General features: G+C 66.3%; 18 protein-coding genes. 7 read left to right on the top strand and 11 right to left on the bottom strand.

Annotated features, from left to right (window positions below):
* Positions 1-25 precede the first annotated feature (25 nt).
* The 9 genes from phaC to ACPRTJ_RS08265 form a co-directional block, all read right to left on the bottom strand.
* Positions 26-1,705, bottom strand: coding sequence for a class II poly(R)-hydroxyalkanoic acid synthase (phaC, locus tag ACPRTJ_RS08305; protein WP_043862151.1), 1,680 nt, complete (start codon positions 1,703-1,705; stop codon positions 26-28).
* 350 nt (positions 1,706-2,055) lie between these two features.
* Complete coding sequence (locus ACPRTJ_RS08300; protein WP_043862150.1) at positions 2,056-2,433, bottom strand: gamma-butyrobetaine hydroxylase-like domain-containing protein; 378 nt, start codon at positions 2,431-2,433, stop codon at positions 2,056-2,058.
* 94 nt (positions 2,434-2,527) lie between these two features.
* A complete protein-coding gene (hslU, locus tag ACPRTJ_RS08295) occupies positions 2,528-3,865 on the bottom strand; it encodes an ATP-dependent protease ATPase subunit HslU (protein ID WP_054915767.1) in 1,338 nt (445 codons plus the stop codon).
* Positions 3,866-3,942: 77 nt separating this feature from the next.
* The gene (hslV, locus tag ACPRTJ_RS08290; RefSeq protein WP_028945572.1) at positions 3,943-4,473 is read right to left on the bottom strand and encodes an ATP-dependent protease subunit HslV; all 531 of its coding nucleotides are present in this window, start codon (positions 4,471-4,473) and stop codon (positions 3,943-3,945) included.
* Between the two features lie 143 nt (positions 4,474-4,616).
* Positions 4,617-5,888 carry a dihydroorotase gene (locus ACPRTJ_RS08285; RefSeq protein ID WP_043862148.1) on the bottom strand — a complete coding sequence of 424 codons (1,272 nt, stop codon included), beginning with the start codon at positions 5,886-5,888 and terminating at the stop codon, positions 4,617-4,619.
* Positions 5,885-6,889 (bottom strand): aspartate carbamoyltransferase catalytic subunit, encoded by a 1,005-nt coding sequence (locus ACPRTJ_RS08280; RefSeq protein WP_043862147.1) that lies wholly within the window; start codon positions 6,887-6,889, stop codon positions 5,885-5,887. Before ACPRTJ_RS08280 ends, ACPRTJ_RS08285 begins: the two co-directional genes overlap by 4 nt.
* A gap of 12 nt (positions 6,890-6,901) precedes the next feature.
* Entirely contained in the window at positions 6,902-7,420 is a 519-nt protein-coding gene (gene pyrR, locus ACPRTJ_RS08275) for a bifunctional pyr operon transcriptional regulator/uracil phosphoribosyltransferase PyrR (protein WP_054915766.1), read from the bottom strand.
* A 59-nt stretch (positions 7,421-7,479) separates the two neighbouring features.
* A complete protein-coding gene (gene ruvX / locus ACPRTJ_RS08270) occupies positions 7,480-7,914 on the bottom strand; it encodes a Holliday junction resolvase RuvX (RefSeq protein WP_043862145.1) in 435 nt (144 codons plus the stop codon).
* On the bottom strand, positions 7,914-8,483 hold the full coding sequence (locus ACPRTJ_RS08265; protein ID WP_043862144.1) for a YqgE/AlgH family protein: 570 nt from the start codon (positions 8,481-8,483) through the stop codon (positions 7,914-7,916). The genes ruvX and ACPRTJ_RS08265 overlap by 1 nt, the downstream gene beginning before the upstream one ends.
* 286 nt (positions 8,484-8,769) lie before the next feature.
* Between ACPRTJ_RS08265 and ACPRTJ_RS08260 the strand changes: the two genes are divergently transcribed.
* The gene (locus ACPRTJ_RS08260; RefSeq protein WP_426428556.1) at positions 8,770-9,063 is read left to right on the top strand and encodes a hypothetical protein; all 294 of its coding nucleotides are present in this window, start codon (positions 8,770-8,772) and stop codon (positions 9,061-9,063) included.
* 201 nt (positions 9,064-9,264) lie between these two features.
* On the opposite strand, the gene ACPRTJ_RS08255 is transcribed toward ACPRTJ_RS08260, so the two are convergent.
* Both ACPRTJ_RS08255 and gshB read right to left on the bottom strand, forming a co-directional pair.
* A complete protein-coding gene (locus ACPRTJ_RS08255; protein ID WP_043862143.1) occupies positions 9,265-10,170 on the bottom strand; it encodes an energy transducer TonB in 906 nt (301 codons plus the stop codon).
* 99 nt (positions 10,171-10,269) lie between these two features.
* On the bottom strand, positions 10,270-11,223 hold the full coding sequence (gene gshB, locus ACPRTJ_RS08250; RefSeq protein ID WP_043862142.1) for a glutathione synthase: 954 nt from the start codon (positions 11,221-11,223) through the stop codon (positions 10,270-10,272).
* Positions 11,224-11,433: 210 nt separating this feature from the next.
* Between gshB and pilG the strand changes: the two genes are divergently transcribed.
* Genes pilG through ACPRTJ_RS08220 form a run of 6 tightly spaced genes read left to right on the top strand, consistent with a single transcriptional unit; the run spans position 11,434 to position 20,684 of the window.
* Positions 11,434-11,844, top strand: a complete 411-nt coding sequence (gene pilG, locus ACPRTJ_RS08245) for a twitching motility response regulator PilG (RefSeq protein WP_043862141.1) — start codon at positions 11,434-11,436, stop codon at positions 11,842-11,844.
* A 48-nt stretch (positions 11,845-11,892) separates the two neighbouring features.
* A complete protein-coding gene (pilH, locus tag ACPRTJ_RS08240; RefSeq protein ID WP_043862140.1) occupies positions 11,893-12,258 on the top strand; it encodes a twitching motility response regulator PilH in 366 nt (121 codons plus the stop codon).
* A complete protein-coding gene (locus ACPRTJ_RS08235; protein WP_078479846.1) occupies positions 12,255-12,809 on the top strand; it encodes a chemotaxis protein CheW in 555 nt (184 codons plus the stop codon). Before pilH ends, ACPRTJ_RS08235 begins: the two co-directional genes overlap by 4 nt.
* Positions 12,810-12,824: 15 nt before the next feature.
* Positions 12,825-14,873, top strand: a complete 2,049-nt coding sequence (locus ACPRTJ_RS08230) for a methyl-accepting chemotaxis protein (protein ID WP_043862138.1) — start codon at positions 12,825-12,827, stop codon at positions 14,871-14,873.
* A 17-nt stretch (positions 14,874-14,890) separates the two neighbouring features.
* The gene (locus tag ACPRTJ_RS08225; RefSeq protein WP_426428553.1) at positions 14,891-20,227 is read left to right on the top strand and encodes an Hpt domain-containing protein; all 5,337 of its coding nucleotides are present in this window, start codon (positions 14,891-14,893) and stop codon (positions 20,225-20,227) included.
* The gene (locus ACPRTJ_RS08220; RefSeq protein ID WP_043862137.1) at positions 20,220-20,684 is read left to right on the top strand and encodes a chemotaxis protein CheW; all 465 of its coding nucleotides are present in this window, start codon (positions 20,220-20,222) and stop codon (positions 20,682-20,684) included. Before ACPRTJ_RS08225 ends, ACPRTJ_RS08220 begins: the two co-directional genes overlap by 8 nt.
* Positions 20,685-20,733: the final 49 nt, after the last annotated feature.

The raw sequence follows: 20,733 nt of genomic DNA, 5'->3' as shown, positions 1-20,733 counted from the left end.
TTGCCTGCGGCGGCGCCGGGTGTTTTCAGCGTTCGTGGACGTAGGTGCCGGGCGACGCTTCGGCGCTCGGGTAGGCCTTGTTGCCCAGCTTGGCGGGTGCCGGCTTGAGTGCGCCGGAGCGCTCGGCCAGCCACGCCTGCCAGTACAGCCACCAGGAATCGGTGTGCTTGGTGGAGTTCTCCTGCCAGTCGTCGGCCTGGGCCGGCATCTCGCTGCTGGTCATGTAGCGCGACTTGGGGTTGCCCGGCGGGTTGAGGATGCTCTGGATATGCCCGCTGTTGGACAGCAGGAACTCGACCTTGCCGCCGAACAGCTGCGCCGACTTGTAGCAGGACTTCCATGGGGTGATGTGATCGTTGGTGCCGGCCACGCTGAAGATGTCGGTGGTGACCTGGCTCAGGTCGATCGGCGTGCCGCACACTTCCAGTGCACCGGGGCGCACCAGCGGGTTGTTCTTGAACATTTCGATCAGGTCGCCGTGGAAGGCGGCGGGCAGGCGCGTGGTGTCGTTGTTCCAGAACAGGATGTCGAACACCGGCGGCTCGTTGCCGAGCAGGTAGTTGTTGACCCAGTAGTTCCAGATCAGGTCGTTGGGGCGCATCCAGGCGAACACCTTGGCCATGTCGCGGCCTTCGAGCACACCGGCCTGGTAGGAATGGCGCTTGGCCGATTCCAGGGTCTGCTCGTCGACGAACAGCGCCACCTGGGTGTCGAGGGTGGTGTCGAGCACGCTCACCAGCAGGGTCAGGGCATTGACCTTCTTCTCGCCCAGTGCCGCGTAGTGGCCCACCAGCGCGGTGCAGGTGATGCCGCCGGAGCAGGCACCGAGCATGTTCAGGTCCTTGCTGCCGGTGATAGCCAGCACCACGTCGACGGCCTCCTTGAGCGCATCGATGTAGGTCGACAGGCCCCACTCGCGCTGGGACTTGTTGGGGTTGCGCCAGCTCACGATGAAGGTCTGCACCGTGGAGCGCAGGCAGAAGCGCGCCAGGCTCTTTTCCGGGCTGAGGTCGAAGACGTAGAACTTGTTGATCTGCGGCGGTACCACCAGCAGCGGCTTTTCGTGCACCTGCTCGGTGATCGGGCGGTACTGGATCAGCTCCAGCACGTCGTTGCGAAATACCACGGCGCCCTCGGTGGTGGCCAGGTTCTTGCCCACCTCGAAGGCGTCCATGTTGACCTGGCTGGGCATGCCGCCGTTGTGCACCATGTCCTTGGCCAGGTGCGACAGGCCGTCGAGCAGGCTCTTGCCACCGGTTTCGAAGAAGCGCTTGACCGCTGCCGGGTTGGCCGCGCTGTTGGTGGGGGCCATGGCCTCGGTCATCAGGTTGATGACGAAGTGCGCGCGGCTGATGTCCTGCTCCGACAGGTTGCTGTTGCCGATCCAGTCGTGCAGTTCCTTGCGCCAGGCCAGGTAGGTCTGCAGGTAGCGGCGGTACAGCGGGTTCTGGCTCCAGGCCGGGTCGCTGAAGCGGCGGTCGTCGCCCTCCGGCTGCAGGCCGGACTTGCCGAAGATCACGTCCTTGAGCTGCAGGCCGAAATGCGCGACGTGCTTGGCACTGTGCAGCGGTTGCTTGATGGCCTGACGCAGCACCATCCGGGCCGAAGACAGCAAATCCTTTCGGCGCAGGCCAATGATGGGGCTCAGGCCCAGGGTGTTTTCAGAGGCTTGGCGCTGCAGGTCATCGTTGTTCTTGTTACTCATCTACGACGCTCCGTTGTCCTGAGACGAGTACCGGCTGGGCTGTGGGCGTTGCACAGACGAATGCCCGGTACTACTGCTCGGGTGACCAGTGATAACGAACTGCGGTCCTGCGACCGGATGCGCGACGGTGATGAGCCCTGCGGGTTTATGCGTGTGAAGACAACCTGCTTTCGCTCGCGACCTCGGCATACCGGCCAGACCCTGCATCAACCCGCCCATGCAGGGTACTTGCCATATCCATTGGTTACCCGACTTTCATGGAATGCGCAAGCCGGCCAATCGCTGGCCGGCGCACGGGCATTCAAGCAAATAGAATTAGAAAATGCGCTCTAAAACGCCGGAGTGCCGGGCTAGAGCATCAGCTTGACGATCGACTCGGAAGGGTCGCGGGATTTACCGGCCTTGGCCAGCTCGTCGAGGTACTCGGCCCACAGCTGGTCCTGGCGCAGGCACAGCTGTTCGAGGTATTCCCAGGTGAACAGGCCGCTGTCGTGGCCGTCGTCGAAGGTGAGCTTGAGCGCGTACTGCCCGGCGGGCTCGAGCTGGCTCAGGCCGACGCCGAGCTTGCCAAATTGTAAGATCGGATTGCCGTGGCCCTGGACCTCGGCGGAAGGGGAGTGCACGCGCAGAAATTCGGCGGGCAGGTGATACACCTCGTCGGGCCCGTAGGTCAGGCTCAGGGTCTTGGAGGCTTTGTGCAGATTGATGGCGGTAGGCAGACGGGGCATGGCTATAAGGCTCTTGGGCTTCAAGCTGCAAGCTACAAGCTGCAGGAGAAGGCGTCCAGCACCTCCGGCCTGCAGCTCGCCGCTTGCCGCTGAGCTACAGAATGTAGCGCGACAGATCTTCGTTCTGTGCCAATTCGCCCAGGTGGCTGTTGACGTACTCGGCGTCGATGCGGATCGGCGCTTCGCTGTGGGCGCTGGCCAGGTCGCCGGCGCTGAACGACACCTCTTCGAGCAGGCGCTCGAGCAGGGTGTGCAGGCGACGGGCACCGATGTTCTCGGTCTTCTCGTTGACCTGCCAGGCGATCTCGGCCAGGCGCTTGATGCCGTCGGCAGCGAACTCGATGTTCAGCCCCTCGGTCTTGAGCAGCTCGCGGTACTGCTCGGTGAGCGAGGCATGCGGTTCGCTGAGGATGCGCTCGAAGTCTTCCGGGCTCAGGGCCTTGAGTTCGACACGGATCGGCAGACGACCCTGCAGCTCGGGCACCAGGTCGCTCGGCTTGCTCAGGTGGAACGCACCGGAGGCGATGAACAGGATGTGGTCGGTCTTGACCATGCCCAGCTTGGTATTGACCGTGCAACCTTCGATCAGCGGCAGCAGGTCGCGCTGCACGCCTTCACGGGACACATCGGCGCCACCGACGTTGCCGCGCTTGGCTACCTTGTCGATCTCGTCGATGAACACGATACCGTGCTGCTCGACCGCCTCGAGGGCCTTGGCCTTGAGTTCTTCCTCGTTGACCAGGCGCCCGGCTTCCTCGTCGCGCACCAGCTTGAGCGCTTCCTTGACCTTGAGCTTGCGGCTCTTCTTCTTGCCCTTGCCCATGTTGGCGAACAGGTTCTGCAGCTGGTTGGTCATCTCTTCCATGCCCGGCGGCGCGGAAATGTCGACGCCGACCGCTTCGGCCACCTCGATCTCGATTTCCTTGTCGTCCAGCTGGCCTTCACGCAGGCGCTTGCGGAACAGCTGGCGGGTGTTGGAATCGCTGCTGTTGACCGGGTCTTCGTTGAAGCCGGTGCGGGCCGGTGGCAGCAGCGCATCGAGGATGCGCTCTTCGGCGGCGTCTTCGGCACGGTGGCGCACGCGCACGATCTCCTGCTCGCGCAGCAGCTTGATCGCGGCGTCGGCCAGGTCGCGGATGATCGACTCGACGTCACGGCCCACATAGCCCACTTCGGTGAACTTGGTGGCTTCGACCTTGATGAACGGCGCGTTGGCCAGCTTGGCCAGGCGACGGGCGATTTCGGTCTTGCCCACGCCGGTAGGGCCGATCATCAGGATGTTCTTGGGGGTGACTTCCACGCGCAGCTCTTCGGGCAGCTGCATGCGGCGCCAGCGGTTGCGCAGGGCGATGGCGACGGCGCGCTTGGCATCGTCCTGGCCGATGATGTGGCGGTTGAGTTCGTGGACGATTTCGCGGGGGGTCATGGACATAATGGTCGATGGTCCTGTGGGCAAGTGTTCAGCGTGGAAAAGCCCGACCGTCGGGGTCGGGCGCCAGAACAGCTGAATTACTCGGCCAGGTCCTGCTCCTCGATGGTCAGGTTGTGGTTGGTGAACACGCAGATGTCGCCGGCGATGTTCAGTGCGGTCTCGGCGATTTCGCGAGCCGACAGGTCGGTTTTCTGCAGCAGGGCGCGTGCGGCGGCCTGGGCGTAGGCGCCGCCGGAACCCATGGCGATCAGGCCGTCTTCGGGTTCGACGACGTCACCGTTGCCGGTGATGATCAAGGAGGCGTCCTTGTTGGCCACGGCCAGCATGGCTTCCAGACGGCTCAGCGAGCGGTCGGTACGCCATTCCTTGGCCAGCTCGACGGCGGCGCGAATGAGGTGGCCCTGGTGTTTTTCGAGCTGGCCTTCGAAGCGCTCGAACAGGGTGAAGGCGTCGGCGGTGGCACCGGCGAAGCCGGCGATGACCTGGCCGTGGTACAGGCGACGAACCTTCTTGGCGTTGCCTTTCATCACGGTATTGCCGAGGGAAACCTGGCCGTCGCCGCCCATGACGACTTTGCCGTGGCGACGAACTGAAACGATGGTGGTCAAGGGAGAGTCTCCACGCAGCGAGGCGAAAATGCCTGATGCAGACTCATATGGGGGTGGGGGGAAAGATTTCAACCTTTGCGGCCCCTTCGCCGGCAAGCCGGCTCCTACCGGTAGGAGCCGGCCTTGCCGGCGAAGGGTTTGACTCAGGCTTCGTGGCTGATGTGCCCGTCAACCAGGGTGTAACGCACCGCACCCGGCAGGCAGTGCCCGATGAACGGGCAGTTTTCGCCCTTGGAGCGCCATTGTTCGCCAGCCACGGTCGAGGCCTGCGGGTCGAACAGCACCAGGTCTGCCGCCGCACCCACCTGCAACTGCCCGGCCGGCAGGCGCAGGGCCGCCGCAGGGCCTGCAGACAAACGCTGCAACAAGGTTGCCAGGTCGAGCAGGCCGTCCTCGACCAGTGTCATCGCCAGCGGCAGCAGCAACTCGACGCTGCTGATGCCTGGTTCGGTGGCACCGAACGGCGCCAGCTTGGCGTCGCGCTCATGCGGCTGGTGATGGCTGGAAATCGCCTGGATCACGCCCCGCTTGACCGCATCACGCAGGCCGTCGCGGTCGGCGCGGGTGCGCAGCGGCGGTTGCACGTGGTACAGGCTGGAGAAGTCGCGCAGCGCCTCGTCGGTGAGGATCAACTGGTACAGCGCCACATCCGCCGTCACCGGCAGGCCGCGGGCCTGGGCCTGTTCGATCAGCTTGGCGCCACGGGCGCTGGTCAGCTGGCTGAAGTGCGCACGCACGCCGGTCTGTTCCACCAGCAGCAGGTCGCGGGCCAGGGCCACGGTCTCGGCGGTTTCCGGAATGCCCGGCAGGCCGAGGAAACTGGCCATCGCGCCCTCGTGGGCGAGGCCGCCCTGGGCCAGGTCGCGGTCCTGGGAATGGAAGATCACCGTCAGGTCGAAGGTGGCCGCGTAGTCCAGCGCGCGGGCCAGGGTGCGGGTGTTGGTGAAGCTGTTCAGGCCGTTGCCGAAGGCCACGCAGCCGGCATCGCGCAGGGCGATCAGCTCGGCCAGTTGCTCGCCTTCCAGGCCCTTGCTCAAGGCGCCGATCGGGTACACCTTGCTGTGCCCGGCTTCACGGGCGCGGTCCAGGATCAGCTCGGTGACTGCCGAGGTGTCGAGCACCGGCCGGGTCTGCGGCGGGCAGCACAGGCTGGTCACGCCACCGGCGGCGGCGGCGCGGGTTTCGCTGGCGATGCTGCCCTTGCGGCTGTAGCCGGGCTCGCGCAGGGCAACGCTCAGGTCGACCAGGCCGGGCGCGGCCACCAGGCCGGTGGCGTCCAGGGTACGGGCGGGCTTGAAGCCGGCCGGGGCAGCGCCGATGGCGACGATCTTGCCGGCGTCGATGTGCAGGTCGCCGACCTGGTCCAGGCCGCTGGTTGGGTCGATGACACGGGCGCCGAGGATACTCAGGCTCACTGGGCGTTCTCCTGCTCGAATTGACGTTGCGCGGTCTGCCCGCTCATGGCCATGGACAACACCGCCATGCGCACGGCGATGCCGTAGGTGACCTGGTTGAGGATCACCGAGTGGGCGCCGTCGGCCACGGCCGACTCGATTTCCACGCCACGGTTGATCGGGCCGGGGTGCATCACGATGGCATCGGGCTTGGCCCCGGCCAGGCGTGCGGTGGTCAGGCCGAACAGACGGTAGAACTCGCCCTCGCTGGGCAGCAGGCCGCCGGTCATGCGCTCACGCTGCAGGCGCAGCATGATCACCACGTCGACGTCCTTCAGGCCTTGCTCCAGGTCGGTGTAGACCTTCACGCCGTACTGTTCGATGCCGATCGGCAGCAGGGTCTTGGGGCCGATCACGCGGATGTCCGGGCAACCCAGGGTTTTCAGCGCGAGCATGTTCGAGCGCGCCACCCGCGAGTGCAGGATGTCGCCGACGATGGCCACCGAGAGGTTCTCGAAGCCGCCCTTGTGGCGACGAATGGTCAGCATGTCGAGCATGCCCTGGGTGGGGTGCGCGTGGCGCCCGTCGCCACCGTTGATGATCGCCACCTCCGGGCACACGTGCTCGGCGATGAAGTGCGCGGCGCCCGAGTCGGCGTGGCGCACCACGAACATGTCGGCGGCCATGGCTTCAAGGTTGCGCAGGGTGTCGAACAGGGTCTCGCCCTTGCTGGTGGAGGAGGTCGACACGTTCAGCGTGATCACGTCGGCCGACAGCCGCTGGGCGGCCAGTTCGAAGGTGGTGCGGGTACGCGTGGAGTTCTCGAAGAACACGTTGCACACGGTCTTGCCGCGCAGCAGCGGGACTTTCTTGACCGCACGCGCGCCGACTTCGAGAAACGAGTCGGCCGTGTCGAGAATTTCGGTCAGCAGTTCGCGGGGCAAACCGTCGAGCGAGAGGAAGTGGCGCAGCTGGCCCTGGTCATTGAGCTGCAGCGGGCGCTTGGCGTCGATTGGCGTCATCGCGGGGGACTCTTAAAGGGCGGAAGCGGAAGCGAGGTCCTGGCGCTCGAGTTCGAGCGGCGCGGGGCCGGACAATTTTACCCGTTCATGGGCTTGCAGCGACAGGGTGGCGCCCACCACGTTTGGCCGGATCGGCAGTTCGCCGGCATCCAGGTCCAGCAGACACACCAGGGTCACGCTGGCCGGGCGGCCATAGTCGAACAGTTCGTTGAGGGCGGCGCGGATGGTGCGCCCGCTCATCAGCACGTCGTCCACCAGTACCAGGTGCTGGCCTTCGATCTCGAACGGCAGCTCGGACGGGCGCACCTGCGGGTGCAGGCCGTTCTGGCTGAAGTCGTCGCGGTAGAACGACACGTCGAGGGTGCCCAGCGGCGAATCGCTGCCCAGCTCGGCCAGCAGCGCCTGGGCCACCCATACGCCGCCGGTGCGGATGCCGATGAAGCGCGGTTCGGCGATGGCGCGGCGTTGCAGGTGGGCGCGAAGGTCAACGGCCATCTGCCGGATCAGTTCGGCGGGGTTGGGTAGGCTCATGCTTGCTCCTCAAGAGGCCGGGGCAGAGAGCTGGCCCGGCGTGTAACCGATGGTCGGGTTCAGGCCTGTTCGGCGTGGGCGTCGAGCCAGCCTTGCAGCAGCAGGGCGGCGGCAATCGCGTCCACCGGGTTGTCGCGGTAGCTGCCACGCTGGCCGCCACGAGCCATGCGTTCGCCCTTGGCCTCGAAGGTGGTCAGGCGCTCGTCGTGGGTGTAGGCCGGCACGTTGAAGCGGCCGTTCAGGCGTCGGGCGAATTTCTCGGCGCGCGCGCTCATTTCGCTGGGCGTGCCGTCCATGTTCAGCGGCAGGCCGACGACTACCGCGTCGGGTTGCCATTCCTTGAACAGTTTTTCCACCTGGGCCCAGTCGGGTGCGCCGTTCTGCGCCTTCAGGGTGCACAGCTCGCGGGCCTGGCCGGTGATCACCTGGCCGACGGCGACGCCGATCTGCTTGGTGCCGTAGTCGAAGCCGAGCAGCAGTTTGAGCGCCGCCATCAGGCGTGCCCCGCCTGGCTGGTGAGCAGGCTGAGGTTGATGCCCAGGCTGGCTGCGGCGGCTTCGAGGCGTTGCTCGCAGGCCATGCCGAAGATGATCTCGGGGTCGAACGGGCAGTTGAGCCAGGCGTTGTCGGCCAGTTCCGCTTCCAGCTGCCCGGCTTCCCAGCCGGCGTAGCCCAGGGTAATCAGGCTCTGCGCCGGGCCCACGCCGTCGGCGATGGCGAACAGCACGTCCTGCGAGGTCGACAGGGCCAGCCCGTCGAGCTGGACGGTGGCCTGGAAGGTCTTGTCGTTGGTGTGCAGCACAAAACCGCGGTCGGTCTGTACCGGGCCGCCGATATGGATAGGCACGTGGATGCAGCGTGCCGGCGGTTCGGTGTCCGGGCGCAGCTGCTCGAGGATATCGGCCAGGTTCAGCTCCTGCGGGCGATTGACCACCAGCCCCATGGCACCGTTGGCATTGTGCTCGACGATGTAGGTCAGGGTGTGGGCAAAGTTCGGGTCGGCCATGTGCGGCATGGCAATCAGGAACTGATGCTTGAGGTAACTCGGGCTGAGGTTTTTCATGGGGGTTAGTGTGGCGGCGAGCGGCCACGCTGACAAGGTGCGTGTCGAGCCTGCGGGCCGATTATGCCTGTTTCTTGGCGGTGCTAATCGGCACGGGCTGCTGTGTGAGGCGCTAGTTAGGTGACCCTGCGGTTGCTGATGTCGCGGCACTGCGCTGCTTTTTGAAGCGGGTACATTTTTTTCGCGGCGACCAACAACTGGTAACTGTGTCAGGTGACAGGTGGTCTGGATCAACTCATAGTCTCACCGCAAACCGAGCATTTGGCTTATCTAAAGGAGAAGTGCAATGATCACTCGGATGTCTATCAACGAAGCAATCGGAAATTTCTTTACTAGTGAGGTAACGCTTACAGGACGCGGTGACCCGGATCGCGCTTATCTGGTCTGTGTCAGTGGGACCGGAGAATACTGCGGCGAGGGTAAGACGGACGAGAATGGGCGTTTCACCATTACCTTCAAGCCACCTGGCCCAAACCCTCACCATGGCTACCAATTTACGGTTAGGCATCTTGAAGACGATGGCACAGTAGGCAACAACCTGAACTGGTCTACTGCCGTCAACAACCCACTCGAAGGTTAATGATCTGACATGGCGAGTTGAAACTCTTCTCACTGTCTAGCAGTTGAGGCATGCCTCGCAGTTATTGTAAGTGCTGGTCCTGCTTCAATTGCGCGACAACATTTTTTGTTGGCCAGCTTCGGTAGTTTTGATTACGAACACTCGTACTTACAGGTGTTGCTTGAGCCGCTTGACGATGTCAGGCGAGTACACCTTCGGCGATCAGTTGCTCGACAACCGATCCCCACGGGCGAAGCGCCACGTTCGAACAATTTCCAGCCGATCGATATCCGACAGGTCCCCGGTAAACGGCGCAAACGGCGCCGCCAGCCTCACGATGCGCTGCGCCGCCTGGTCCAGCAGCGGCTGCCCGGAAGATTCGAGCACCAGCACCTCGTACAGCGAACCGTCATGGTTGATCGACACCAACAGGCGCAAACTGCCGTAGATCTGCTGGCGGCGGGCCTCGTCCGGGTAGTTGAGGTTGCCGATGCGCTCGACCTTCTTGCGCCATTCATCCTTGTACCAGGCGCCCTTGTCGCGCATGGTCGAGGCCGCGCTCAGGCGGTGGATGCGCGGGCGCTTGGCGTACAGCTGCTGTTCGTTGGCCAGCTCCGCCTCGAGGCTGGCGATCTGGCTGGACAGGTCGGCGCTGTCGAACGTCGGCGTGGCCGCCTTGGGTTGCACCTTGGGCTGCTGCTCCTTGGGTCGGGTCTCGACCTTCTGCGGCTTGGGCCTGGTGGTGGCCACCACTGCCTTGGGCGGGGCCGGCTGGGGCGCCACTTCGGGCTTCGCGGCCGGGGGCGGCGTCACCTTGTTGATCTTGCTGTCCTGGAACGGGGCAATCTCGGTGGTCTTGGGCACCGCCTTCTTGTCCAGCGTGCCGCTGCCCTGCTGGTTGTCCTGCGCCAGGTAATCGGCCTTCTTCGGCGGTGCCTCGCTCTTGAAGGTGGCCAGGGTGATTTCCATGGTGCGGCGGATTTCTTCAGGCTTGGCGAAGGTAAACCCCAGGCCCAGGATCAGCGCCAGGTGCAGCAGCGCCGCCAGGAACAGGGTAAAGCCCAGCCGGTCCGCCGCGCGGACACGGGGCGGGGCAAAATCGGCAGGAAGGTCGGCAGGAAGCGTCATCGATTATCCAGCAGCCGGGGCAGGGCCGGCGCAGCGGGGTGCCAGTCGAGAATGGACCGGCATGATACCCCACAACGCGGGCCCGCCACTTGTCGGCGGTCAGCGTGCCTTGAGCTTGCGATCAATGGCGTCCATCAGCTGCGCGCCGATTTGCGTGCCGTAGGCGTTGTCGATTTCGCGGATGCAGGTGGGGCTGGTCACGTTGATTTCGGTCAGGTGCTCGCCGATCACGTCCAGGCCGACGAACAGCAGGCCCTTCTCGCGCAGGGTCGGGCCCACCTGGGCGGCGATCCAGCGGTCGCGCTCGGTCAGCTCGCGGGCCTCGCCACGACCGCCGGCGGCCAGGTTGCCGCGGGTTTCGCCGCTGGCCGGGATGCGCGCCAGGCAGTACGGCACTGGCTCGCCGTCGATCATCAGGATGCGCTTGTCGCCGTCCTTGATCGCCGGCAGGTAGGCCTGGGCCATGATCTGCTGGGTGCCCAGGGCGGTCAGGGTCTCGAGGATCACCGACAGGTTGGGGTCGCCCACGCGGTGGCGGAAGATCGAGGTGCCGCCCATGCCGTCCAGCGGCTTGAGGATCACGTCGCCGTGCTTGGCGGCGAATTCGCGGATGATGTCCGGGCGCCGGCTCACCAGGGTTGGCGGCGTGCACTGCGGGAACAGCGTGGCGAACAGCTTCTCGTTGCAGTCGCGCAGGCTCTGCGGACGGTTGACCACCAGCACCCCGGCGGCCTCGGCCTGCTCCAGCAGGTAGGTGCTGTAGACGAACTCCATGTCGAAGGGCGGGTCCTTGCGCATCAGAATCACGTCCAGCTCGCTCAGCGCGGCGTCGGTCTCGGCCTCCAGCTCGAACCAGTGCTCGGGGTCGGCGAACACCTTGAGCGGGCGCATGCGGGCACGGGCCACGCCTTCGCTCTGGTACAGGTCGTGCTGCTCCATGTAGAACAGCGACCAGCCACGGGCCTGGGCGGCCAGCAACATGGCCAGCGAGCTGTCCTTCTTGTAGGAGATCTGCGCGATGGGGTCCATGACAATCCCGAGGCGAACGCTCATGGGGTATTTCCTCTCGGCGGCGTGCTGCCGCAGTGGCTCGAATTGAAGTGCGTCAGGGTGGCGCCCGGCGGGCTGGCGGTCAAGGGGAAACGTCAGCCGGCAGGCATCGGCGCAGGGCGCGGCGAGGCTCGATGGAATGCACCCCCAGAGTGTGCTAAAAAGGCCTGGCACGTGGCCTGCAAGGCCCTTCCAGGCGATGGTAGAGCAATTATGGTACAGCCCGACACGGCGTTGAAGGTGATGGTGATCGATGACTCCAAGACGATTCGCAGCACTGCCGAAAAGCTGCTGGGCGAAGCCGGTTGCGAAGTCGTCACCGCGGTCGACGGTTTCGACGCCCTGGGCAAGATCGTCGACCACACCCCGGGGATCATCTTCGTCGATGTGCTGATGCCGCGCCTCGATGGCTACCAGACCTGCCTGCTGATCAAGCAGAACAGCGCGTTCAAGGACATCCCGGTGATCATGTTGTCGTCGCGCGACGGCCTGTTCGACAAGGCGCTCAGCCGCCAGGTGGGCTCTGATCAATTTCTGACCAAACCTTTCAGCAAGGAAGAACTGCTGGATGCGATCCGCGCCCATGTGCCGGGTTTCGCCGCAGAAGAACAACCCGCACCCTGACGCCGCCGCCCTCCTGGCCGCGGCGTCATGCCTTTATTGGGGAACAGCATGGCCCGAGTTCTGATCGTCGACGATTCGCCGACCGAAATGTACAAACTGACCGGAATGCTCGAAAAGCACGGGCACCAGGTGCTCAAGGCCGAGAACGGCGCCGATGGCGTGGCCCTGGCCCGCCAGGAAAAGCCCGATGCGGTGCTGATGGACATCGTGATGCCCGGCATGAACGGCTTCCAGGCGACCCGTCAGTTGAGCAAGGACGACGTCACCAAGGGCATCCCGGTGATCATCGTCACCACCAAGGACCAGGAAACCGACAAGGTCTGGGGCCAGCGCCAGGGCGCCAGCGACTACCTGACCAAGCCGGTGGACGAAGACACCCTGATCCAGGTCCTGAACAAAGTTCTCAAGGCTTGACCACGCGGCGCATGGGCGAATCGCTGACCGCCTTCGAGCTGTTGCTCGAAATCGACCGGCGCTGTCGCCTGCTGGCGGCCGACCTGCCATTGCAGGAAACCCGCCTGCAGACCTGGAGCGGCATCGGCTTTCGCATGGCCGAGCACTGGTTCGTGGCGCCCATGGGCGAGGTCGCCGAAGTGCTGCAGGAACCCCGGCTCAGCCGCATTCCCGGGGTCAAGCCGTGGGTGGCGGGGGTGGCCAACCTGCGCGGGCGGCTGTTGCCGGTGATGGACCTGTGCGGTTTTCTCGGCCTGGGCCTGTCGGTGGTGCGCAAGCAGCGGCGGGTGCTGGTGCTGGACCACGAGGAACTGTTCGCCGGGCTGCTGGTGGACGAAGTGGTGGGCCTGCAGCACTTTGCCCTGCACGGCCTGGAGCTGTCGCCGCCGGCGCCGCTGCTGCCGGCTGCGGCCCCCTTCGTGCAGGGGCACTTTCAGCGCGAGCACTGCTGGGGCATTTTCAGCCCCTTCGCCCTGGCCCAGGCGCCAGGCTTTCTCGATGTGGCGTTGTAAAGGGATGCCAGACCTGTGACCAAGTTCAAGACCCGCCCCTCGGTACAAGGCTCGCGCAGCAGCGCGCAGATCGCCGCACTGTTCATCGTGCTGATCCTGTCGATCATTCTGCTGTTCGCCAACTTCGCCTACCTCAATACCCAGGCCAACTACGACAAGCAGTACATCGGCCATGCCGGCGAGCTGCGCGTGCTGTCCCAGCGCATCGCCAAGAACGCCACCGAGGCCGCTGCCGGCAAGGCCGTGGCGTTCAAGCTGCTCAACGATGCGCGCAACGATTTCGAACAGCGCTGGGGTTACCTGAAAAAAGGCGACCCGGCCACCGGCCTGCCGTCGGCCCCGGTGGCGGTACGCGGCGAGATGGATGCAGTGCAACGCGACTGGGAGAGCCTGCGCAAGAGCACCGACGCGATCCTGGCCAGCGAGCAGACCGTGCTGTCGCTGCACCAGGTGGCCGCGACCCTGGCCGAGACCGTGCCGCAGTTGCAGGTCGAGTACGAAAAGGTGGTGGAGATCCTGCTGCAAAGTGGCGCCCCCGCCAGCCAGGTGGCGGTGGCCCAGCGCCAGTCACTGCTGGCCGAGCGCATCCTGGGCTCGGTCAACACCGTGCTGGCCGGCGACGACACCGCGGTGCAGGCCGCCGATGCCTTCGGCCGCGATGCCAGCCGCTTCGGTCAGGTGCTCGACGGCATGCTCGGCGGCGCGCCCTCGATCCAGGTCACCCGCGTCCAGGACCCGGATGCCCGTGCGCGCCTGGCCGAGATCGCCGAGCTGTTCCAGTTTGTCGCAGGCTCCGTCGACGAGATTCTTGAAACCTCGCCCGAGCTGTTTCGCGTGCGCGAGGCGGCCGGCAGCATCTTCAGCCTGTCGCAGACATTGCTCGACGAAGCCTCGCACCTGGCCAACGGCTTCGAGAACCTGGCCTCCGGGCGCACCCTGGATACCGTCGGCGGCTACGTGCTGGGCCTGCTGGCGCTGGCCTCGATCATCCTGATCGGACTGGTGATGGTGCGCGAAACCAATCGCCAGCTCAGCGAAACCGCCGAAACCAACGAACGCAACCAGCAGGCGATCATGCGCCTGCTCAACGAGATCCAGGAACTGGCCGACGGCAACCTGACCGTCACCGCCTCGGTTACCGAGGACTTCACCGGGGCCATCGCCGACTCCATCAACTATTCCATCGACCAGTTGCGCGACCTGGTGGCGACCATCAACCTCAGCGCCGAGGAAGTCGCCAGCGCGGTGCAGGAGACCCAGACCACCGCACACCTGCTGGCCAAGGCCTCCGAGCACCAGGCCCAGCAGATCACCGATGCGTCGATTGCGGTGGGCGACATGGCCGAGTCCATCGACAGGGTGTCGGGGCACGCCTACGAGTCGGCCAAGGTGGCCGAGCGCTCGGTGGCCATTGCCAACAAGGGCAACGAGGTGGTGCACAACACCATCAACGGCATGGACAACATCCGCGAGCAGATCCAGGACACTGCCAAGCGCATCAAGCGCCTGGGCGAGTCGTCCCAGGAAATCGGCGACATCGTCAGCCTGATCGACGACATTGCCGACCAGACCAACATCCTCGCCCTCAACGCGGCGATCCAGGCGTCGATGGCCGGCGAGGCCGGGCGCGGCTTTGCGGTGGTGGCCGACGAGGTGCAGCGCCTGGCCGAGCGCTCATCCTCGGCCACGCGCCAGATCGAGGCGCTGGTGCGCGCGATCCAGGCCGACACCAACGAGGCGGTCATCTCCATGGAGCAGACCACCGCCGAAGTGGTGCGCGGGGCGCGTCTGGCGCAGGATGCCGGGGTGGCGCTGGCCGAAATCGAGGGTGTATCGCAGACCCTGGCCGAACTGATCCACAGCATTTCCGATGCCGCGCAGTTGCAGACCTCTTCGGCCGGGCAGATCTCCCACACCATGGCGGTGATCCAGCAGATCACCTCGCAGACCTCGTCCGGCTCGACCGCCACCGCCGAGAGCATCGGCAACCTGGCGCGCATGGCCAGCGAGATGCGCCGTTCGGTGTCGGGCTTCACCTTGCCGCCAACCACGGAGCCGCGCTGACCGGCGCGTGGGACTTTATGGCTACTAAAGTGCGTATCGCCGAGCGCCACGACAAGGTGGCCCTGGCCTGGGTCAAGGGCCCCATCGACGACTGCCTGGCCCAGGCCCGCCAGGCGTTGGAGCAGTTTGCCGGCGACGCCGGCGACAGCCAGGTGCTGGAGCGTTTCGACGCGCCGCTGCGCCAGGTGCGCGGCTGCCTGCAGATGCTCGAGCTGGAGGGCGCGGCCTTGCTGACCCGTGAAATGCAGCAGCTGGCCCAGGCCCTGGGCGAAGGCCGCGTGGCCTCTCGCGGTGACGCGCTGGGCGCGTTGTTCAGGGCGCTGGAGCAGCTGCCGCAGTACCTGCAACGCCTGCGCGGCGCCCGGCACGAGCTGCCGTTGCTGGTGCTGCCACTGCTCAACCCGTTGCGCGCCGCGCGTGGCGCGCCGGCGCTGGCCCAGGCCAGCCTGCCGGGCGAGCAGACCGTCGCCGAGCCCGCTGCGGGGCTAGGCCTGAGCCTCGGCGCGCTGCGTGACCCGCTTGAGGCGGTGCCGGGGCGCGATGCGATGCGTTCGGTGGTGCTGGCAGTGCGCGAAGACCTGGTGCGCATCAAGGAGCAACTGGACCTGTTCGTGCGCAGCGACCGCCAGCAGGTCGAGGCGCTGGCCCCGCTGCTGGCGCCGTTGCGCCAGATCGCCGATACCCTGGCGGTGCTCGGCTTCGGCCAGCCGCGCCGGGTGATCATCGACCAGGTGACGGTGCTTCAGGCCCTGGCCCAGGGCCAGCGGGTGCCCGAGGATGCGCTGCTGATGGATGTTGCCGGGGCGCTGCTGTATGTCGAGGCGACCCTGGGCGGCATGGTGGGCTCGATCGAGTCGGTCAGCCAGGCCAGCGTACCCGGCACCGACCTGGACGACATTCGCCGACTGGTGCTGGACGAGGCCCACGGCGTGCTGCTGCAGGCCAAGGACCTGATCGCCGATTGCCTGGAGGCCGGCTGGGATCGCCTGCGCCTGCAACCGCTGCCGGGGCTGTTCACGCAGATCCGCGGGGCGCTGGCTATGCTCATGCTGCCCCGGGCGGCGGCGCTGGTGCGGCGTTGCCATGATTACGTCGAGACCCACCTGCTGTACGCCGAGCGGCTGCCGGACAACGCCGCGCTGGATCACCTGGCCGATGCCCTGTGCAGCCTGGAACTGTACCTGCAATGGCGCGCCATCGACCCCCAGGCCGACCTGGACGAATGGCTCGAGCGCACCCAGCTGGCCTTGGCCGCACTGGGGTTCCCGAGCCTGCCGCCGGCCCCGCCGGCGCCCGCGCCTGTGCCCGAGATGCTTGAGGCGCCGCTGGACGACGAGCTGCGCGAGGTGTTCCTGGAGGAAGCCGAGGAGGTGCTGCAGCAATTGCAGCAGCACTGGGCGATATGGCGGGGCAACCCGGCGGCACGTGACGCGCTGGTGGAAATGCGCCGCGCCTTCCACACCCTCAAGGGCAGCGGCCGCATGGTGCGCGCCCAGGTGCTGGCCGAGCTTGCCTGGGCCGCCGAGCACCTGCTCAACCGCATGCTCGAAGGCCGCGTCGAAGCCAGCGGCGATGTGCTGGCCGGGCTCGAGCGGAGCATTGCGCTGCTGACGCCGTTGCTGGACGAATTCGCCCAGGCCCAGGCTCTGCCCCATGCCGAGGTCGAGCGCCTGGCCACGCGCCTGCATGCGCTGGCGATGAACGACCCGCTGGGCGTCACAGCCCCGGAGCCGGCCTTCGACCCGCGCCTGCTGGAGATCTTCCGCAACGAGGCGCAGACCCACCTGGCCAGTGTCGACGAGTTTCTGCAGGCCGCCGAGGCGCAGTTGCCGGTGCCGGTCAGCGACAGCCTGCAACGGGCGCTGCATACCCTCAAGGGCAGCGCCGCGATGGCCGGGGTGGTGCCGATCGCCGAGCTGGCCAGCGCACTGGACCTGCTGGCCCGCGAATTCAAGGCCCACCAGCTGGGCCTGGACCTTGACGAGCTGTACCTGCTGCAGATGGCCGAACCACTTCTGCGCCGCGGTCTGGCACAGCTCGACAGCACCCCGCTGGCACCCATCGGCGGTGCCCGGACCCTCATCGAACAGATCGACCAGGTGGTTGCTGCGCGCCTGCAGGCACTGCGCGATGCGCCGAGCCAGGGCCTGCGGGTCAAGCGCGACCCGCAACTGATCGCCAGCTTCCTGGCCCAGGGCATGGACATCCTGCTGGACGCCGAAACCCTGTTGCAACGCTGGCAGGAGCACCCCGGCGAGCGCCAGGAGCTGACTGCGCTGCTGGATGAACTGACCACCCTGGGGCAGAGCGCGCACCTGGCCGACCTGTGGCAGGTAGACGAACTGTGCGAGGCGCTGCTGGACCTGTACGGCGCGGTGGAGGAGAGCAGCCTGGCGGTCAGCGAGCGCTTCTTCGGCGAGGCGCAACGGGCCCATGAAGCCTTGATCGACATGCTCGACCAGATTGCCGCCGGCCAGGAAGTGGACCCGCAACCGCAACGCCTGCACGCATTGCGCGAGCTGCTCGAGCAAGGCCTGGCGCCGGATGCCATGGGCCTGGTGCGCAGCCAGGGCGAGCAGCCCGGGCAGATCGCCGAACTGGGCGACGCCACCCGCGCGCTGCAACGCCAGGTGCACGACAGCGAGGTGGTCGAGCTGTTTCTGGAGGAGGCCCGCGACATCCTCGAAGGGGCCGACCAGGCCCTGGCGCGCTGGGCCGGCGACCCCGACAACGGCTCGGCGCTGTCGTCGCTGCAGCGCGACCTGCAGACCCTCAAGGGTGGCGCACAGCTGGCGCAGGTGGGGGCGGTCGAGGTGCTGGCCCAGGAGCTGGAGTTGCTCTACGAGGGCCTGGTCGATCGCCGTTACCAGCCCGGCAACCTGTTGCCGGGCCTGCTGCGTGAAAGCCATGCGTTGCTCGGGCGTCTGCTCGAGCAGGTGCAGCAGGGTCAGGCAACGGAGCTGGTGGTGGAACAGCTGGCAGCCCTGCGCGAGTTCCGTCACACCGCACCGGCACCCGAGCCCCAAGGCAAGCCGGCGGAGCCCCAGCGTCACGAGGGCGACAAGGAACTGCTGGAGATCTTTCTCGAGGAAGGCTTCGACATCGCCGAAAGTGCCGGTGCCGCGCTGCTGCGCTGGCAGGCCGACCCGCGCAACGGGGTGGAGGTGGAGAACCTGCTGCGCGACCTGCACACCCTCAAGGGCGGTGCGCGCATGGTCGAGATCGCGCCCATCGGCGACCTGGCCCATGAACTCGAATTCCTCTATGAACACCTGGCGGCCGGGCAGCTGCAACCCAGCCCGGCGCTGTTCAGCCTGCTGCAGAACTGCCATGACCGCCTGGCGCACATGCTCGATGCGGTGCGCCTGCACCAGCCGCTGCACGCCGCCACGGCGCTGATCGACTATATCCGCAATTTCAGCAGTGCTGCCCTGAGCGACACCGCCGCCGCAACGCCCGGCGCCGAGGTGGCCCCGGTGGAAGTGGCGGCGCCGAGCCCGGAGCGTGCCCCGGCCGACATGGTCAAGGTGACGGCCGAGCTGCTCGACGACCTGGGCAACCTGGCGGGCGAGAACTCGATCATTCGCGGGCGCATCGAACAGCAGGTGAACGATGCGCAGGTGGCCCTGGGCGAGATGGAAACCACGCTCGAGCGCATGCGCGACCAGCTGCGCCGGCTCGATACCGAGACCCAGGGGCGCATCCTCAGCCGCCAGCAGAGCGAAGGCGAGGCGCTGGGCTATGACGACTTCGACCCGTTGGAAATGGACCGTCATTCACAGTTGCAGCAGCTGTCGCGGGCCCTGTTCGAGTCGGCCTCCGATCTGCTGGACCTGAAGGAAACCCTGGCCGTGCGTGCCCATGACGCCTACAGCCTGCTGCAACAGCAGGCGCGGGTGAACAGCGAGTTGCAGGAAGGCCTGACGCGCACCCGCATGGTGCCGTTCGAGCGCCTGGTGCCGCGCCTGCAGCGGGTGGTGCGCCAGGTTGCCAGCGAGCTGGGCAAGCAGGTCGAGCTGGTGGTGGGCAATGCCGAGGGCGAGCTGGACCGCAGTGTGCTCGAACGCATGGTGGCGCCGCTGGAACACATGCTGCGCAACGCCGTCGACCACGGCATGGAAAACCGTGCGGCGCGCCTGGCGGCGGGCAAGCCGGAGCAGGGCACCATCGCCCTCAACCTGCTGCACGAAGGCGCCGATATCGTTATCGAAATGACCGACGATGGCGCCGGCGTGCCGCTGGAGGCGGTGCGGCAAAAGGCGATCAAGCGCGGCCTGCTGGACCCGGCCACCGAACTGAGCGACCACGAGGTGATGCAGTTCATCCTGCGGCCCGGGTTCTCCACTGCCGAGAAGATCACCCAGATTTCCGGGCGTGGCCTGGGCATGGACGTGGTGCACGAAGAGGTCAAGCAACTGGGCGGCTCGATGGTGATCAACTCGGTGCCGGGCAAGGGGGCGCGTTTTCTGATTCGCCTGCCGTTCACCGTGTCGGTCAATCGCGCACTGATGGTGAACTACGGCGAAGAACAGTACGCGGTGCCGCTGAACACCATCGAGGGCGTGGTCCGTGTACCGCCGGCCGAGCTCGAGGCCTGCTACCAGCTGGACCCGCCGTGCTACCGCTACGCCGGCCACCGTTATGAGCTGCGCTACCTCGGCGAACTGCTGCAGGGCGAGGTGCAGCCGCGCCTGCTGGGGCAGAGCCTGCCGCTGCCGGTACTGCTGGTGCAGGCCCACGACCAGCAGTTCGCCGTGCAGGTGGACAGCCTGGCGGCCAGCCGTGAAATCGTGGTCAAGAGCCTTGGCCCGCAGTTTGCCGCAGTGCACGGGCTGGCCGGGGCGACCCTGCTGGGCGATGGCCGCGTGGTACTGATTCTCGACCTGCTGGCGCAACTGCGTGCGCTGCACCTGCAGTTGTCCAAGGTGGCCCAGGGCGCCGCACGCCTGCGCCTGGAGCACCCTGGCAATGCCGCCGCACGTCCGTTGCTGGTGCTGGTGGTGGACGATTCGGTCACGGTGCGCAAGGTGACCGGGCGCCTGCTGGAGCGCCATGGCATGAACGTGCTGACGGCCAAGGATGGGGTCGATGCCATGAGTGTGCTGGCCGAACACCGTCCCGACATCCTGCTGCTGGACATCGAGATGCCACGCATGGACGGCTTCGAGGTGGCCACCCAGGTGCGCCAGGACCCGCACCTGAAGGACCTGCCGATCATCATGATCACCTCGCGCACCGGCCAGAAGCACCGCGACCGGGCCATGGCCATTGGCGTCAACGACTACCTGGGCAAGCCCTACCAGGAGTCGGTGCTGCTGCAGAGCATTGCCCGCTGGAGTACCCCGCATGCTTGAACAGACCCCACGCAACAATCGGCGCAACACCCTCACCGGGCTGTTGCTGCCGTTGAGCGACCGCAGCCTGGTGCTGCCCAACGTGGCGGTGGCCGAGCTGATCGGCTACCAGCCGTGCACGCCCTTGCCGCATCAGCCGGCCTGGTTGCTGGGCTGGATCGACTGGCGCAGCCAGCGCCTGCCGCTGCTGAGCTTCGAGGCGGCCTGCGGTGGCCAGACCCAGGTTGGCGAGCGCGCGCGCATCGTGGTGCTCAATGCCCTGGGCGATACGCCGCGGCGTTTCTTCGCCCTGCTGGTGCAGGGCATACCGCGCACGTGCAAGCTCGACAGCCAGCTCAACTACGTCGATGTGCCCCTGGCGCCGCTGGAGCTGGCGGCGGTGCAGGTGGGCGAGCAGGTGGCGCGGGTACCGGACCTGCCCGGGCTGGAACAGCTGTTGCAGACGGCCGGGGCCTAGTACCAACCGCGTAATGCACTTGATGCCGGGCTTGTGTAGGGTAGGGGAG

This window comes from Pseudomonas palmensis (genome assembly GCF_049942755.1).
GTDB classification, from domain to species: domain Bacteria; phylum Pseudomonadota; class Gammaproteobacteria; order Pseudomonadales; family Pseudomonadaceae; genus Aquipseudomonas; species Aquipseudomonas palmensis.
The sequence above is the reverse complement of the archived record's forward strand: the minus strand, read 5'-3'. Positions and strand labels throughout refer to the sequence as shown.

Bases quoted from the DNA above. Each gene is read 5' to 3' on its own strand.
- phaC (WP_043862151.1), bottom strand. From the start codon at position 1,705: ATGAGTAACAAGAACAACGATGACCTGCAGCGCCAAGCCTCTGAAAAC.
- ACPRTJ_RS08300 (WP_043862150.1), bottom strand. From the start codon at position 2,433: ATGCCCCGTCTGCCTACCGCCATCAATCTGCACAAAGCCTCCAAGACC.
- hslU (WP_054915767.1), bottom strand. From the start codon at position 3,865: ATGTCCATGACCCCCCGCGAAATCGTCCACGAACTCAACCGCCACATC.
- ACPRTJ_RS08280 (WP_043862147.1), bottom strand. From the start codon at position 6,889: ATGACGCCAATCGACGCCAAGCGCCCGCTGCAGCTCAATGACCAGGGC.
- pyrR (WP_054915766.1), bottom strand. From the start codon at position 7,420: ATGAGCCTACCCAACCCCGCCGAACTGATCCGGCAGATGGCCGTTGAC.
- ruvX (WP_043862145.1), bottom strand. From the start codon at position 7,914: ATGGCGGCGCTCAAACTGCTGCTCGGCTTCGACTACGGCACCAAGCAG.
- ACPRTJ_RS08265 (WP_043862144.1), bottom strand. From the start codon at position 8,483: ATGAAAAACCTCAGCCCGAGTTACCTCAAGCATCAGTTCCTGATTGCC.
- ACPRTJ_RS08260 (WP_426428556.1), top strand. From the start codon at position 8,770: ATGATCACTCGGATGTCTATCAACGAAGCAATCGGAAATTTCTTTACT.
- ACPRTJ_RS08255 (WP_043862143.1), bottom strand. From the start codon at position 10,170: ATGACGCTTCCTGCCGACCTTCCTGCCGATTTTGCCCCGCCCCGTGTC.
- gshB (WP_043862142.1), bottom strand. From the start codon at position 11,223: ATGAGCGTTCGCCTCGGGATTGTCATGGACCCCATCGCGCAGATCTCC.
- pilG (WP_043862141.1), top strand. From the start codon at position 11,434: ATGGTACAGCCCGACACGGCGTTGAAGGTGATGGTGATCGATGACTCC.
- pilH (WP_043862140.1), top strand. From the start codon at position 11,893: ATGGCCCGAGTTCTGATCGTCGACGATTCGCCGACCGAAATGTACAAA.
- ACPRTJ_RS08225 (WP_426428553.1), top strand. From the start codon at position 14,891: ATGGCTACTAAAGTGCGTATCGCCGAGCGCCACGACAAGGTGGCCCTG.
- ACPRTJ_RS08220 (WP_043862137.1), top strand. From the start codon at position 20,220: ATGCTTGAACAGACCCCACGCAACAATCGGCGCAACACCCTCACCGGG.